This is a genomic window from Nostoc sp. PCC 9305 (assembly GCF_963920915.1).
GTDB lineage: Bacteria > Cyanobacteriota > Cyanobacteriia > Cyanobacteriales > Nostocaceae > Nostoc.
The window spans coordinates 108,002-122,401 of the sequence record NZ_CAWUDN010000003.1 but is presented as its reverse complement, the minus strand read 5'-3'; the positions used below and the strand labels follow the sequence as shown (position 1 = coordinate 122,401).

The following is a 14,400-nucleotide window of genomic DNA, read 5'->3' as shown; positions in this document are numbered from 1 at the left end:
GCAGAGGAAAGCTTTTAAAACTCCATTCGCTGATATTCAGCTACGGAGGATGCTGCGGGGCGTGCGCGCTGTCTGGCCCAATCTCTCAGAGCCGTTACTTGTTCTTGCATCGTTCGAGACAGCGGCAATGTTGCCTTCAGTGCAGCAATAATATCTAGTTGGGTAAACTCCCGATCTTGGGCAAAAGCTTCATACATTGCCGCAACGATCGCTTGTTCAACTTCTGCTCCAGAAAAGCCATCAGACATCTTGGCTAATTGCTCAAGATCGAATCGAGAGATGTCTTCACGGCGCTTGGTCAGATGAATATTGAAAATATCTTGCCGTTCTTCCGGTGTTGGCAGATCGACAAAGAAGATTTCATCAAAGCGTCCTTTCCTCAAGAATTCCCCAGGTAAGCGTTCTACTCGGTTGGCAGTTGCCATCACGAACACTGGTGATTTCTTATCTTGCATCCAAGTGAGGAAAGAGCCGAAGATTCTACTTGAAGTACCCCCATCAGAATCAGAGGAACCTCCACTACCAGCAAAGGATTTATCTAATTCATCGATAAACAAAATCGCCGGGGAAATAGATTCTGCTGTTTTCAGGGCGTTTCGCAGATTTGCCTCACTTCGTCCCACCATTGAGCCGTCGTAGACTCGCCCCATATCTAACCGTAACAGTGGTAAACCCCACAGTCGGGAAGTAGTTTTGGCAATTAATGACTTACCGCAACCGGGAACTCCTAAAATTAGCATCCCCTTTGGTTGAGGCAAACCATACTCTCTCGCTCTTTCTGTAAAAGCGTTAGAGCGCTGCTTGAGCCATCTTTTTAACTCTTCTAAGCCACCTACAGCATCAATAGTTTCATCTTCTTCAATGTATTCTAAGATGCCATTGCGCCGAATTAGTTGCTTTTTCTCAGATAAAACGATGTCTACTTCATCTTCCGTCAAACGCTCTTTAGTTACCTGTGCCTTACGGTAGACTTTCTCAGCTTCATCTTTAGTTAGACCCAAAGCAGCTCTGAGAAGTTTTTCTCTGGCTTCTGTTGTCAGTCGCCGACCACGATTTTGCTCTATATGGTGAGTTAAGACTTTATTCAACTCAGCCATATCTGGCAATGTAAAGTCGAGAACAACAACTTCTTTTTCCAGTTCTATAGGTACTTGCTGCATTGGGGACATCAAAATGATGTTCTTTTGCATACCTTTGAAACTAGCGATCGCATCACGCAACGATCGGTTAGTTGCAGGCGCATCTATAAAGGGATGTAAATCTTTAAGAATAAATATACTTGGTTCTTTCTGCCGGATGATCCACTCAATCGCCGCCTCTGGAGACACGGTATTATGTTGGGTGACATTACGAGGTTGACCATACTCAACAATCCCGTGTGTTACTGTCCAAACAAATACTCGACGCTGGGGCTTTAATAACTGGGCGATTGTGGAAATTGCTTGCTCGGCCCGCTCTTCCTCGGAGGTCACAAGGTAGATTAAAGGGTATTGAGCTTGAATTAGGATTTTGAGCTCTTCGTTCATACTTCGACCTACTTGAGACCTTATAGAGACAGTAGAGACATTGCTTCTGGTAAAGACAACCGAATCATGAATATCTATTTAGCAAGGAACTAACTCTTCCTCACCCTTGGGATTGGTTTCATCTTCATCCATCTCATTAAGAGAAAGATGCTCTTGACCAACTACTCCTGGTTGATTGCCTAAAGTAACCAGTTCCCCATCACGTAAGACTAGTGAGCTATCACAAGTTGGGCATGAATAAACTCTATGAGTCCGCCCATAAGTAGAATCTTCTAACTCGTCAACTAACTCTTGATTAGATAGGTAAAAACCAAGGGCACGTTCTGCAAGTTCTGACATCGGCTCGGAATCAACTGCTGAACGAATCTTCAGTTTTCTGTGCAACTCTGGCGATAAATACAAAGTGACCTTTTGCTTAGTTTGCGTTTGCATATAACTCTTTAACGGTCTTACCCGGGTATGTATATCAAGTTATCGGTTCTTTTATTGGTTGTCAAGACAGTAAAACGTTTTAACGTCTATTTCGTTACATTTATTTACATTTTTAGGTTGTTGGCATCATCACTAGTGGCTCTAGCCCTTGAAATTGAGCGATAAATCGCTCACTACGAATCTCTTAAAATTGATGTGGCAGATTACTAGTTAGCTGATTGAGAATAGTGCAATATCAGAGTTTCTGGTATTTCTATGAAATCAGTGACTTTGGCAAAATGTGTGATGTAAATGGCTACTGCTAATAAAATCTCTAGTTTGGGGCGAAGAATTTATCGGTTTGCCGCCAGCGTTAGCGGAGTCATTGCCCTGTTAATCATGCTGTGGGGTTGTACTGTAAATGATTTTAATGCCGGAGCGATCGCCTGGAAAACTTATAGCAACTCTCGTTATGGCTTTGAATTTCCATATCCGAGTAATTGGGCTTCTTTAGTAGCCTCAGAAAATGGTGATGGAATTGCATTTATTTCACCACAGGATAACTCAGTGGAAATTCGCGGATGGGCAAGTCATCAGCTGCCAAACGATCCAGAGTCCATGAAAAAGATAAAATCCAACTTTCAGACCGCTCAAGGGGTAGCTGGGGTACTCCTTGTAGAAGTCGAACAACGAGTAAGTTCGATGACACTGACGCTAACTCAGAGTCAAGTGAAATACCATTTACAGGGACGGAGTAAGAGCCAGGAATTTCAAAATTACTATCGTTTGTTTTATTACATTGCCCAGCAGTATCGGATTTCAAAGTTTTAATGGGGCATTGGGCGTTAGGAGTGCTGTTAGCGGATAGCTAGGGTTCAGCCCGTGCTGAGTTAAGAGTTAGGAGTTTTGTTTATCTCCCTCATCTCCCTCCAAAATCCACATCTCCTCCAGAATAATGATTAAGAGGGTACAGAAACCTGATAGATTTAGCTATCAGCGAGTAAAAACTGGTGAAGATGAAAGTCCTGGTTATTGGTGGTGATGGATATTGCGGTTGGGCAACTGCTCTTTACCTTTCCAATCGAGGTTATGAAGTTGGAATTCTAGATAGTTTGGTGCGGCGGCATTGGGATAATGAACTTGGTGTCGAAACTCTCACTCCGATCGCACTAATTCAACAACGTCTCCAGCGCTGGCAAGATTTGACGGGTAAATCTATCGATTTGTTCATCGGCGATATTACAAATTACGAATTTCTCCATAAAACATTACAGCAATTTCAGCCAAATGCTCTGGTGCATTTTGGCGAACAGCGTTCGGCTCCATTTTCCATGATTGACCGAGAACATGCAGTTGTTACCCAGGTCAATAATGTAGTTGGGACGTTGAACTTGCTGTACGCCATGCGGGAAGATTTCCCCGACTGTCATTTGGTGAAGCTGGGGACGATGGGCGAATACGGTACACCCAACATCGACATCGAAGAAGGGTATATCACCATTGAACACAATGGACGCAAGGATACCCTACCTTATCCCAAGCAACCCGGTTCGATGTACCATTTAAGCAAAGTCCATGATAGTCATAACATCCACTTTGCTTGCCGGATTTGGGGATTGCGGGCAACTGATTTAAATCAGGGTGTAGTTTATGGCGTCTTAACCGAAGAAACGGGGATAGACGAACTATTGATTAATCGGCTGGATTACGATGGTGTGTTTGGTACTGCACTGAACCGCTTTTGTATTCAAGCAGCAATTGGACATCCGTTAACTGTCTACGGTAAAGGTGGACAAACTCGCGGATTTTTGGATATTCGGGATACAGTCAGATGTGTGGAATTAGCGATCGCTAACCCTGCCGAAGCTGGTGAATTCCGCGTATTTAACCAATTTACCGAACAATTCAGCGTCGGCGACTTGGCATTGATGGTGAAAAAAGCTGGTAACGCTATGGGATTGAACGTAGAAATCAATCACCTAGATAATCCCAGAGTTGAGAAAGAAGAACATTACTTTAATGCTAAAAACACAAAATTGCTCGATTTAGGTTTACAGCCTCACTTACTTTCTGATTCTCTACTCGATTCTCTGTTAAACTTTGCCATCAAGTATCAAACGCGAGTCGATCGCAAACAAATTCTGCCTAAAGTCTCCTGGCACAGAAATTAAAATAAACCCCAGTAAATCGTGGGTCTAAAAATGGTCGTCGTATTTTAGCACAATATGACGACCAAATATTTATTATTTATCAGGTGTATCTTCCAGCTACTACTAAGTTTACTGTTTACTGTTTACTACAGTTATTTTGATTGTGCAGAATTGATTACAGGACGCGAGACAGTTTACTCTGTGTTTAATAGCAAAATGCACTCTTAAGCTGAGATTATCTGCCTGGACTGAATAGTTTTTTATGAGAATTGCCCTATTTACCGAAACCTTTTTACCCAAGGTTGACGGCATTGTAACGCGCCTGCGTCATACTGTCGATCATCTCCAGCGCAGTGGTAATCAAGTATTGGTGATTGCCCCTGATGGAGGCATCACAGAACACAAAGGCGCTAAAGTTTACGGCGTTACTGGCTTTCCTCTGCCATTGTATCCAGAATTGAAAATGGCACTTCCCCGCCCAGCCATTGGTTACGCTTTAGAAGAGTTTAAGCCAGATATTATTCATGTCGTGAATCCAGCAGTTTTAGGTTTATCTGGCATATTTTATAGCAAAATCCTCAAAATACCCTTAGTGGCGTCTTACCACACGCATTTACCCCAATATCTCCAGCATTACGGCTTGGGGATGCTGGAAGGTTTTCTTTGGGAACTACTCAAAGGCGCTCATAATCAAGCTGCTTTGAATTTGTGTACCTCCACAGCAATGGTAGAGGAACTGACAGCACACGGTATTGAACGTGTAGATTTATGGCAACGTGGGGTAGATACAGAATTATTTCACCCCGATTTAGCTAGTGTAGAGATGCGATCGCGCCTATCACAAAATCATCCAGAAAGTCCATTATTACTTTACGTTGGGCGACTTTCGGCTGAAAAAGAAATTGAGCGCATCAAACCAATTTTAGAAGCAATTCCCGAAGCGCGGTTAGCATTGGTTGGAGATGGGCCGCACCGTCAAGCATTGCAAAAACACTTTGCTGGCACAAACACTTATTTTGTTGGCTATCTGATGGGACAAGAGTTAGGTTCTGCCTTTGCAAGTGCTGATGCCTTCATCTTTCCTTCCCGTACAGAAACACTAGGTTTAGTATTATTAGAAGCAATGGCTGCTGGCTGTCCCGTGGTAGCAGCCCGTTCTGGGGGAATTCCTGATATTGTCACAGACGGCGTAAATGGATATCTTTTTGAGCCAACAGCAGATGTTCAAGGAGCGTTAGCTGCTACTGTTCGACTATTAGAACAAAAACAACAACGAGATATCATCCGTCAAAATGCCCGCCAGGAAGCAGAAAGCTGGGGTTGGGCAGCTGCTACCAAGCAGCTACAAGATTACTATCAAAAGGTGATATTTTCTGAACAGTTGGCAAAATAGGAGGTAGGGAGTGGGGAGATGAGGGAGCAGGGGAGCAGGAGAGGCAGGGGAAGAAGAATTAATAAATCTATGCCCTATGCTCTATGCCCAAAATCTAAAATTCTTATGACCGAAACAAACTCATGATACAAGCCCATTTATTTATGGGGATTATTAATTTTGAATTTTGAATTTTTAATTCGGAGCGAAGCAACGTGACACTCCCCAACTCTGGCAGCGTATTGGCTACATTAACTGAACTGACTCAAGTTAATCGTGCTCATGCTCTACTGCGTCGTGTCAAAGACTTATCTGTTAATGAATTTGTTTGCTTACTCGACTTTATAACTGCTGAGTTCCAGCAATTTCTGAGAGCTATTGAACTAATCAATAATGAAGCTCTAGAAACTATGTTGGAGAAAGTATTAGAAGCTATCACACTCAAAATTGGTCAAATTCTCCAAGCAGAACATACAGCCATTTTTTTAGTTGATTATGACAAAGGTCAACTGTGGTCAAAAGTTCCTCAAGATAATACCCAAAAATTCTTAGAGATTCGTACTCCCATTACAGTGGGTATCCCTGGTCATGTTGCTAGTACAGGTCAATATCTCAATATATCTGAAACTTATACTCATCCCCTATTTAGCCCAGAACTCGAAAAACAAATGGGCTACAAAATCCGTAATATTTTATGTATGCCCGTTATCAGTAGTAAAAACCAGACTGTCGCGGTAGTGCAACTAGCTAATAAAACCGGGAACGTTCCGTTTAATCATGATGATGAAGAACGTTTTCGAGATTTTGCGGCTTCAATTGGTATTATCCTGGAAAGCTGCCAATCTTTTTATGTAGCGGCTCGTAATCAAAGAGGCGCAACGGCTTTGTTGCGGGCAACTCAGACACTGGGGCAAAGTTTAGATTTAGAAGCAACTTTGCAGATAGTCATGGAACAAGCTCGAATTTTAATGCAAGCAGACCGCAGCACACTGTTTTTATATCGTAAAGAGCTAAACGAACTCTCGACGAAAGTTGCAGTGGCAGCAGATGGCACAAACTTGATAGAAATTCGCATTCCTGCTAACCGTGGCATTGCTGGATATGTAGCTTCCACTGGTGAAGCCTTAAATATTTCCGATGTTTATAAAGACCCCCGCTTTGACCCAACTACAGATAAAAAAACTGGTTATATAACTCGCAATATCTTATGTTTACCAGTATTTAATTCTGCAAATGAATTGATTGGTGTTACACAATTAATTAATAAGCAACAAAGCAGTTTTACTGCTTCTGATGAAGAGTTTATGCGGGCTTTTAATAATCAGGCAGGAATTGCCTTAGAAAATGCTCGGCTGTTTGAAAATGTACTGTTAGAAAAACAGTATCAAAAAGATATTTTACAAAGTCTGTCAGATGCTGTGATTTCTACAGATATGGCAGGACAGATTGTCACGATTAATGATGCAGCCCTAGAGTTGCTGGGTTGTCCAATAGGAGACGCTAATAGTAAAAATAACAAGATTTTGTGGGAACAAAATTTGATTGGTCGCCTAGTTTGGGAAGTTGTGCCAATTGAAAATCTCCAAATGCGACTAGAAGATAGTCTCAAAACTGGAGCTAAACATTATGTGCCAGAGCAAAGTTTGATGCTGGGAGTGCATCAAGTTATGAGTGAGGAGTTAGGAGTTAAAAGTGAAACTCAATACTTAGCATTCAGTACTTATCACTCAATTTTAGCAGTGCGCGATCGCACGAACCCCGATATTTTTATTCCCTGGAATCAACCTCTGACTCCCCAATCTGAGTTTCTCACTTCTCATGAGGTACAAACATTAGAGCGCAATATCAATCTTACTGTTAATCCCCTGACTAACCCAGAAGGCGGTGTCCGCGGTGGTTTGGTGGTTTTAGAAGACATTACTCAGGAAAAACGGATGAAAACTACCATGTCCCGCTACCTGACGCCCCATGTCGCTGAACAAGTTATGGCACTAGGGGAAGATGCTTTAATGGTAGGCGAACGGAAGGAAGTAACTATCTTGTTTTCTGATATCCGGGGCTATACAACACTTACAGAAAATCTCGGTGCAGCTGAGGTGGTATTGCTGCTCAATCAGTATTTTGAAACGATGGTAGAGGCGGTTTTTAACCACGAAGGTACTCTCGATAAATTTATTGGTGATGCCTTAATGGCGGTATTTGGTGCGCCGCTACCATTGACAGAAAATCATGCTTGGAGGGCTGTACAGTCAGCGTTAGATATGAGACGCCGCTTAGAGGAATTTAATCAACGGCGAATTATCCAGGCCCAGCCGCAAATTCGTATTGGCATTGGGATTAGTTCTGGAGATGTGGTTTCGGGTAATATTGGTTCCCGCAAACGGATGGATTACACCGTCATTGGAGATGGTGTAAATTTAAGTTCGCGCTTAGAAGCGGTAACTAAAGATTACGGTTGTGATATTCTTTTGAGTGAATTTACTTACAAATTGTGCAGCGATCGCATTTGGGTGCGCCAGTTAGATAAAATCCGAGTCAAAGGGAAACACCAGGCAGTTAATATCTACGAGTTAATTGGCGATCGCACTACTGAGTTAGATGCCAACACTCAAGAGTTTTTGTTCCATTATCATACTGGACGCGCTGCTTATTTATCGCGCAACTTCTCACAAGCGATCGCTTGTTTCGAGTCCGCCAAATCTATCCAACCCCAAGACCAAGCTGTTGATATCCACCTAGAGCGTGCGCGTAATTACCAACAAACGCCGCCTCCAGAGTCCTGGGATGGTATCTGGACAATGCTTACTAAGTAGTCGTCATTTGTCAGTTCCCCATACCCAATGCCCCATTCAACCTTGAGTCTCTCCCTGGTCATCTTGAAACGGATCTTCGCCAATTCCTAGCTCTTTTTTTGAGCGTTTCAATTGTTTCCACAGATCCTTTATTTGTTCGTAAGCTGCACCTGGAGGCACTTTTCCGCCTGTTTCTAAGTTGCAAATGTAACTTACCCGTTGAGCAAATTCCTGTAAATTTGCATTAAAAACCAAGTTTTCTGGCTTAACTTGACCGTAGTAGCGACCGCGAGGGAAGAGAAAATCATCCTTGTTCACTATTTTTTTCTCCATTTATTCAATTCACCTTGTGTTTGGGTTTCTGAAGCTGAATTACTAGCTAACCTAATCTTTACTTTTGTCAGATTGGGGTAAATCAGATCATCCGACTCCTTTTCCAATTGTTGATCGAGAATTGTTTAATTCAGATTTTGAGACTAGACGATAAAGCTGGAAATATTTTGTGTTTTAAATGTTACAAAAAATTTTTCGCTCAAGTAACCAGAGAGAATATTTTATTTTCCTCACGGTTATCAATTTATCTCATCTTAATTTATGAAGTTCAAATTGTAATTAGCTTCAATCGAAACCTTTAGGCACAAATTATTATGACATATCAGTATGTCTTGGTAACTTATTCTTTCAAAACTAATTAAAATCCTGATAGTAAAACTACTTAGGTGAGGATACTAGATACGAAAGCTAATTGTCCTCTGTTAAAAGTTAGAGATTTAGTTTTAAATATTTGGCAATTAGCTATTAACCAGCGATCCAGAAGAGAAAATTGGGCTAGGTATTTGGTTATTAATTATTTTAACCTGCCCCTGCCTCCTCTTAAATAATCACCAATGGCTAATAGTTAATAACTAAAGATAAAATGGTGAAGCCTCAAAGGACAATTTTTGTCCATCGCCTAAAACACTACCCGCCACCATGTCTGTTAATTCCAAGTTATACGAAGGCAAAGCAAAAATTCTTTATACAACGGACGATCCAGAAGTCTTGTTGGCTGATTTTAAGGACGATGCCACGGCGTTTAACGCCCAAAAGCGTGGCAACATCGAAGGAAAAGGGAGCATTAATTGTAGCATTTCCAGCCAGCTTTTTAAACAGTTGGAGGCTTATGGTATAAAGACTCACTTTATCGATAGTCCTGCCCCGAATCAAATGCGGGTGAGGGCAGTAAAGATTTTACCCTTAGAAGTGGTGATCAGAAATATTGCTGCTGGCAGTTTGTGTCAGCAAACAGGTTTACCAGTGGGTACAATTCTGAAACAGCCTTTGGTTGAGTTCTATTATAAAAACGATCGATTAGGAGATCCTTTGTTGACACGCGATCGCCTGTACCTGCTAGAACTAGCAACTGCGGAACAAGTAGACGCAATTACCCATCTAGCATTGCAAATCAATGAATTTCTCAATCACTTTTGGCAGCGGTGTGGCATTACCCTAGTAGACTTCAAACTAGAGTTTGGTTTGGACTCACAACAGCAGTTGCTCTTGGCAGATGAAATTAGCCCCGACACCTGCCGTTTGTGGGATACCACAGAAAAGGACTCAAACCGCCGGGTAATGGACAAAGATCGCTTTCGCCGAGACTTAGGAAATGTAGAGGATGCCTACCAGGAGGTCTTACAAAGAGTGCTAAAAGCAGTAGAAACTATAAGTTAACCAGGTAAAAACCAAAAGGTCAGAAGGAATTATATTTAACTTTTGCCTTTTGCCTTTTGCCTTGTAAAGTAAAAAAGCAAAAGAAAAAAATTATGTTTTGAGTTTTACCTTTGAGATAAGGGCATTATTGCCTTGTGATGGTGTGTGTGTGGTCGTGAAGAGGAATATAAGTAAAATGCGTTTATCTCCCGTATTGCTGGCAGCAGTAGCAATTGCAGCCCCATTGGGTGGATCATTGAGTGCAAAAGCAGAAACCGCCAACAGTTCAAAACAGACAACAGAAGTTTTGACACTAGAAACAAATCAGCAGCCAGAAAAGGATACTGGTCAGGTTCACTCTAGTAAAAGTCTAGAATCTCGACCTAAATCCACAGGAGCTATAGAGGCAGAGCGTCCCCAATCCCGCGTCGTCGCAATTTACCCTGCCAATCCAGCAGCAAGCGCGAATCCAGAGGTAATTGTGCCAACCTCCACAACGCCAACAACTGCACAAACCCCTGAAATCAATCCCAGCCCTACTCAACAGCCGTCTCCGGCTCCAGACATTCCACCGCCAGAAATTCAAGAACCAACGCCTTCTCCAACTCCTGAGACCACTCCAGTTCCAGAAAATGTCAATCCACCGACAACGGAACCTTTATTACCCACAACTCCAGAACCATCAACTGCTCCAGAAATTCCCCCCCCAGCTAGTCAAGAAAGAACACCTGCGCCATTCCCAGGCACTACTCCCAGTCCCCAGAATGTTAACCCGCTCCCAGGCACTACTCCCAGTCCTCAGAATGTTAACCCGCAGACAACTCCGGGCAATACTCAACCCAACACAGCCCCAGAAGCCAACGATCCCCGCGTACTGGTATCGGAAGTAGTAGTTAGATCCCAGACTGGGCAACTATCACCAGAACTGGAAAGCCAAGTTTACAGAGTAATTCGTACCCAACCAGGGCAAACAACCACCCGCAGCCAACTGCAAGAAGATATTAACGCTATCTTTGGTACTGGCTTCTTCTCCAACGTCCAAGCAGCGCCAGAAGATACCCCCTTGGGAGTGCGGGTGAGCTTTGTTGTCCAGCCTAATCCCGTCTTGAGCAAAGTAGAAGTGCAAGCCAATCCTGGCACTGGTGTCGCTTCGGTACTACCAGCTAACACTGTAGATGAAGTATTTAAGGAGCAGTATGGCAAAATTCTCAATTTGCGTGACTTGCAAGAGGGCATCAAGCAGTTAAACAAACGGTATCAAGACAAAGGTTACGTACTAGCTAACGTGATTGGAGCGCCACAAGTCTCTGAAAACGGAGTTGTTACCTTACAAGTAGCAGAAGGGGTAGTAGAGAATATTAGAGTCCGGTTCCGCAATAAAGATGGTCAAGAGACAGACGAAAAAGGACAACCAATTCGCGGACGGACACAGGAGTACATCATTACCCGAGAAGTGGAGTTGAAGCCAGGACAAGTATTCAATCGCAACACAGTGCAAAAAGACCTACAGCGCGTGTATGGACTGGGACTGTTTGAAGATGTGAATGTATCCCTTGACCCTGGTACTGACCCCAGCAAGGTGGATGTAGTAGTGAATGTAGCTGAACGCAGCAGCGGTTCTATTGCTGCTGGGGCAGGGATTAGCTCTGCTAGCGGACTTTTTGGAACAGTTAGCTATCAACAGCAAAACCTGAACGGTAGGAACCAAAAACTGGGGACAGAAATACAGGTGGGAGAACGAGAACTGCTGTTTGACGTGCGGTTTACCGACCCCTGGATCGCAGGAGATCCTTACCGGACTTCCTACACAACCAATATTTTCCGTCGCAGTTCTATTTCGTTGATTTTCGATGGTAAAGATGAAGATATTAGGACATTTGATCCGGGTAATCCCACTGATGTGGATTCTCAGGATCGCCCCCGGATTCTCCGTGTAGGTGGTGGTGTCACCTTTACCCGTCCCTTATCTGCCAACCCTTATAAAACTTCTGTCTGGACTGCCTCAGCGGGTTTACAGTATCAACGAGTTTCCGCTCGTGATGCTGACGGCAATCTGAGAAAAACAGGAGCGGTATTTGATGATAATACTGGAAACCGCCTGAGTGATGAAATTCCACTGACTCTCTCTAGCGGCGGTCAAGACGATTTACTACTGTTGCAAGTGGGGGCACAGCGCGATCTCCGTAATAACCCCCTGCAACCCACTAGTGGTTCTTATCTCCGCTTTGGAGTCGATCAGTCAGTCCCTGTGGGGCTAGGCAACATCTTCCTGACCAGATTCCGGGGTAGCTACAGCCAATATTTACCCATTAAGCTGATTAGCCTCAGCAAAGGGGCACAAACCTTAGCATTTAACCTGCAAGCAGGAACCATCATTGGAGACTTGCCTCCCTACGAAGCTTTTACCCTTGGGGGTAGCAACTCCGTTCGGGGTTATGAAGAAGGAGCATTAGGTAGTGGACGCTCTTATGTGCAAGCATCAGTTGAGTATCGGTTTCCAGTTTTTTCAGTAGTTAGTGGGGCACTATTTTTTGATCTCGGTAGTGACCTGGGAACTAGTACTAGGGCTGCTGAAGTGTTGAACAAAAATGGCAGTGGCTTCGGCTATGGTCTTGGCGTTCGCGTCCAATCTCCACTGGGGCCGATTCGGATTGACTACGGTATCAACGATGATGGTGACAGTCGGATTAATTTCGGTATTGGCGAAAGATTTTAACCAGTTAGGAGTTAGAAGTTAGGAGTTATGAGTTTTAATTCCTCACTTTTCACTGTTAACTCATAACTTTTCTGGATTAGCTTGCTAATTGTTACATTTACCTCAATACTGTTCCGATAAAGGGATTAATGACATTTTTCAGGGAATATCATGGATTTTACCAAAACAGACGATGAACAATACTAAAGGAAATATATTAACTTTTCGGCTATGCGACAGCACACTCTAGCAGATCAAATCACCCAAATAGGGGTGGGACTGCATAGCGGTGTGAATACCCAGGTGCGGATACTACCAGCCGAGGCGGGAAGTGGACGCTACTTTGTGCGGGTGGATTTACCGGATTTGCCAATAATTCCAGCCCAAGTTGCAGCAGTTAATCACACTGTTCTCTCAACTCAGTTGGGTAAGGGTGAGGTATATGTTCGCACGGTAGAGCATTTGTTGGCAGCACTTTCGAGTATGGGTGTGGATAATGCCCGAATTGAAATTGATGGTGCAGAAGTTCCACTTTTAGATGGTTCAGCAAGTGTGTGGACAGCCAATATTGCCCAAGTTGGCTTAGTCTCACAACCCGTTAACAACCAAGTTCACTTGGCTATTACAGAACCAATATGGGTCAATCAAGGGGATGCCTTTGTATGTGCCCTTCCAGCAGCAGAAACCCGTTTTAGTTACGGTATTGATTTTGACCTGCCCGCTATTGGTAATCAATGGCATAGTTGGTCGCTAACCGCTGAACTAGAAAAAACTTCTGCTAGCTTTGCTGCGGAAATTGCTCCTGCTCGTACTTTTGGGTTACTACATCAAATTGAACACTTACAAAAAACAGGGTTAATTAAAGGTGGCAGTTTGGATAATGCACTCGTTTGTGGCCCAGAAGGCTGGCTGAATCCACCGTTGAGATTTGCAAATGAGCCAGTCCGTCATAAAATCTTGGATTTAGTAGGAGATTTGAGTTTACTAGGAACTTTTCCTCGTGCTCATTTTTTAGCGTATAAAGCCAGTCATAATTTACACATTCAACTGGCTCAGAAAATTTTAGATTTGATCTAAAGTTTACATTCAGGATTATTAAGGCTTTGGATATACGCCTGCCTACTCAACTTTTAGATAAAAAATCAACTACACGGCCAATGTCAATCCTCACTGAAGTGAATACCATCGATACGACTACACCTACATCTACCGAACCACAGGGTATAAATGAGATTACAATCAGTTCTGAGATAAAAACAACTTTCACATCTGAAGAAATTCAGAAATTGCTACCCCATCGCTACCCATTCTTACTTGTAGACAAAATAATTGACTACGTGCCAGGTAAAAAAGCTGTTGGGGTTAAAAATGTCACTATCAACGAACCCCATTTTCAAGGACATTTCCCTGAACGTCCACTGATGCCAGGGGTGCTAATTGTTGAAGCAATGGCACAAGTTGGAGGCATTGTCCTAACTCAAATGTCTTCGGTAGAAGGCGGGCTGTTCGTCTTCGCTGGTATCGACAAAGTTCGCTTTCGTCGCCAGGTCGTGCCGGGGGATCAACTAGTCATGACGGTGGAACTGTTATGGGTAAAACAACGTCGTTTCGGTAAGATGCAAGGTCGTGCCGAAGTTGATGGTCAACTTGCTTGTGAAGGGGAATTAATGTTTTCTTTAGTTAGCTAAAAGTTTGCTTTCGTGGTATGGGTATAGCCGTGAAATGCCCCTACTGAATCCTGAAATAGGATAACAGTTAAAAAATC

The 14,400-nt window shown here is 43.2% G+C and carries 11 protein-coding genes; 8 read left to right on the top strand and 3 right to left on the bottom strand.

The features are described from left to right. Nucleotides 1–14: 14 nt before the first annotated feature. Nucleotides 15–1,526, bottom strand: a complete 1,512-nt coding sequence (locus tag ACM0OX_RS02070; protein WP_104906609.1) for an AAA family ATPase — start codon at nt 1,524–1,526, stop codon at nt 15–17. A gap of 78 nt (nt 1,527–1,604) precedes the next feature. Next, nucleotides 1,605–1,958, bottom strand: a complete 354-nt coding sequence (locus ACM0OX_RS02065) for a hypothetical protein (protein WP_414512658.1) — start codon at nt 1,956–1,958, stop codon at nt 1,605–1,607. A gap of 291 nt (nt 1,959–2,249) precedes the next feature. On the opposite strand from ACM0OX_RS02065, the gene ACM0OX_RS02060 reads away from it, so the two are divergent. From ACM0OX_RS02060 to ACM0OX_RS02045, 4 genes are all read left to right on the top strand, one after another. Further along, the gene (locus tag ACM0OX_RS02060) at nt 2,250–2,768 is read left to right on the top strand and encodes a hypothetical protein (RefSeq protein WP_414512656.1); all 519 of its coding nucleotides are present in this window, start codon (nt 2,250–2,252) and stop codon (nt 2,766–2,768) included. A gap of 185 nt (nt 2,769–2,953) precedes the next feature. Then, the gene (locus tag ACM0OX_RS02055; protein WP_335184941.1) at nt 2,954–4,108 is read left to right on the top strand and encodes an NAD-dependent epimerase/dehydratase family protein; all 1,155 of its coding nucleotides are present in this window, start codon (nt 2,954–2,956) and stop codon (nt 4,106–4,108) included. A gap of 241 nt (nt 4,109–4,349) precedes the next feature. Continuing rightward, nucleotides 4,350–5,480, top strand: coding sequence for a glycosyltransferase family 4 protein (locus ACM0OX_RS02050; protein ID WP_414512654.1), 1,131 nt, complete (start codon nt 4,350–4,352; stop codon nt 5,478–5,480). A 194-nt stretch (nt 5,481–5,674) separates the two neighbouring features. After that, nucleotides 5,675–8,272 carry a GAF domain-containing protein gene (locus tag ACM0OX_RS02045; RefSeq protein ID WP_414512652.1) on the top strand — a complete coding sequence of 866 codons (2,598 nt, stop codon included), beginning with the start codon at nt 5,675–5,677 and terminating at the stop codon, nt 8,270–8,272. Nucleotides 8,273–8,308: 36 nt separating this feature from the next. Here ACM0OX_RS02045 and ACM0OX_RS02040 read toward each other — a convergent pair whose 3' ends face one another. Then, on the bottom strand, nt 8,309–8,584 hold the full coding sequence (locus ACM0OX_RS02040; protein WP_104906616.1) for a hypothetical protein: 276 nt from the start codon (nt 8,582–8,584) through the stop codon (nt 8,309–8,311). Between the two features lie 639 nt (nt 8,585–9,223). Here ACM0OX_RS02040 and purC point away from each other — a divergent pair. From purC to fabZ, 4 genes are all read left to right on the top strand, one after another. After that, on the top strand, nt 9,224–9,961 hold the full coding sequence (gene purC, locus ACM0OX_RS02035) for a phosphoribosylaminoimidazolesuccinocarboxamide synthase (protein ID WP_414512650.1): 738 nt from the start codon (nt 9,224–9,226) through the stop codon (nt 9,959–9,961). A gap of 175 nt (nt 9,962–10,136) precedes the next feature. Further along, nucleotides 10,137–12,656, top strand: a complete 2,520-nt coding sequence (locus tag ACM0OX_RS02030) for a BamA/TamA family outer membrane protein (RefSeq protein ID WP_414512648.1) — start codon at nt 10,137–10,139, stop codon at nt 12,654–12,656. A 210-nt stretch (nt 12,657–12,866) separates the two neighbouring features. Continuing rightward, a complete protein-coding gene (gene lpxC / locus ACM0OX_RS02025) occupies nt 12,867–13,712 on the top strand; it encodes a UDP-3-O-acyl-N-acetylglucosamine deacetylase (protein ID WP_414512646.1) in 846 nt (281 codons plus the stop codon). An 80-nt stretch (nt 13,713–13,792) separates the two neighbouring features. After that, nucleotides 13,793–14,323: a 3-hydroxyacyl-ACP dehydratase FabZ gene (gene fabZ, locus ACM0OX_RS02020; protein WP_194046775.1), complete on the top strand. Its 531-nt coding sequence runs from the start codon at nt 13,793–13,795 to the stop codon at nt 14,321–14,323. Nucleotides 14,324–14,400 lie beyond the last annotated feature (77 nt).

What these genes read in the sequence shown, in the direction of transcription:
- ACM0OX_RS02065 (WP_414512658.1), bottom strand. Translation starts at nt 1,958, where the DNA reads ATGCAAACGCAAACTAAGCAAAAGGTCACTTTGTATTTATCGCCAGAG.
- ACM0OX_RS02030 (WP_414512648.1), top strand. Translation starts at nt 10,137, where the DNA reads ATGCGTTTATCTCCCGTATTGCTGGCAGCAGTAGCAATTGCAGCCCCA.
- ACM0OX_RS02040 (WP_104906616.1), bottom strand. Translation starts at nt 8,584, where the DNA reads ATGGAGAAAAAAATAGTGAACAAGGATGATTTTCTCTTCCCTCGCGGT.
- ACM0OX_RS02070 (WP_104906609.1), bottom strand. Translation starts at nt 1,526, where the DNA reads ATGAACGAAGAGCTCAAAATCCTAATTCAAGCTCAATACCCTTTAATC.
- fabZ (WP_194046775.1), top strand. Translation starts at nt 13,793, where the DNA reads ATGTCAATCCTCACTGAAGTGAATACCATCGATACGACTACACCTACA.
- ACM0OX_RS02060 (WP_414512656.1), top strand. Translation starts at nt 2,250, where the DNA reads ATGGCTACTGCTAATAAAATCTCTAGTTTGGGGCGAAGAATTTATCGG.
- ACM0OX_RS02055 (WP_335184941.1), top strand. Translation starts at nt 2,954, where the DNA reads ATGAAAGTCCTGGTTATTGGTGGTGATGGATATTGCGGTTGGGCAACT.
- purC (WP_414512650.1), top strand. Translation starts at nt 9,224, where the DNA reads ATGTCTGTTAATTCCAAGTTATACGAAGGCAAAGCAAAAATTCTTTAT.
- lpxC (WP_414512646.1), top strand. Translation starts at nt 12,867, where the DNA reads ATGCGACAGCACACTCTAGCAGATCAAATCACCCAAATAGGGGTGGGA.
- ACM0OX_RS02050 (WP_414512654.1), top strand. Translation starts at nt 4,350, where the DNA reads ATGAGAATTGCCCTATTTACCGAAACCTTTTTACCCAAGGTTGACGGC.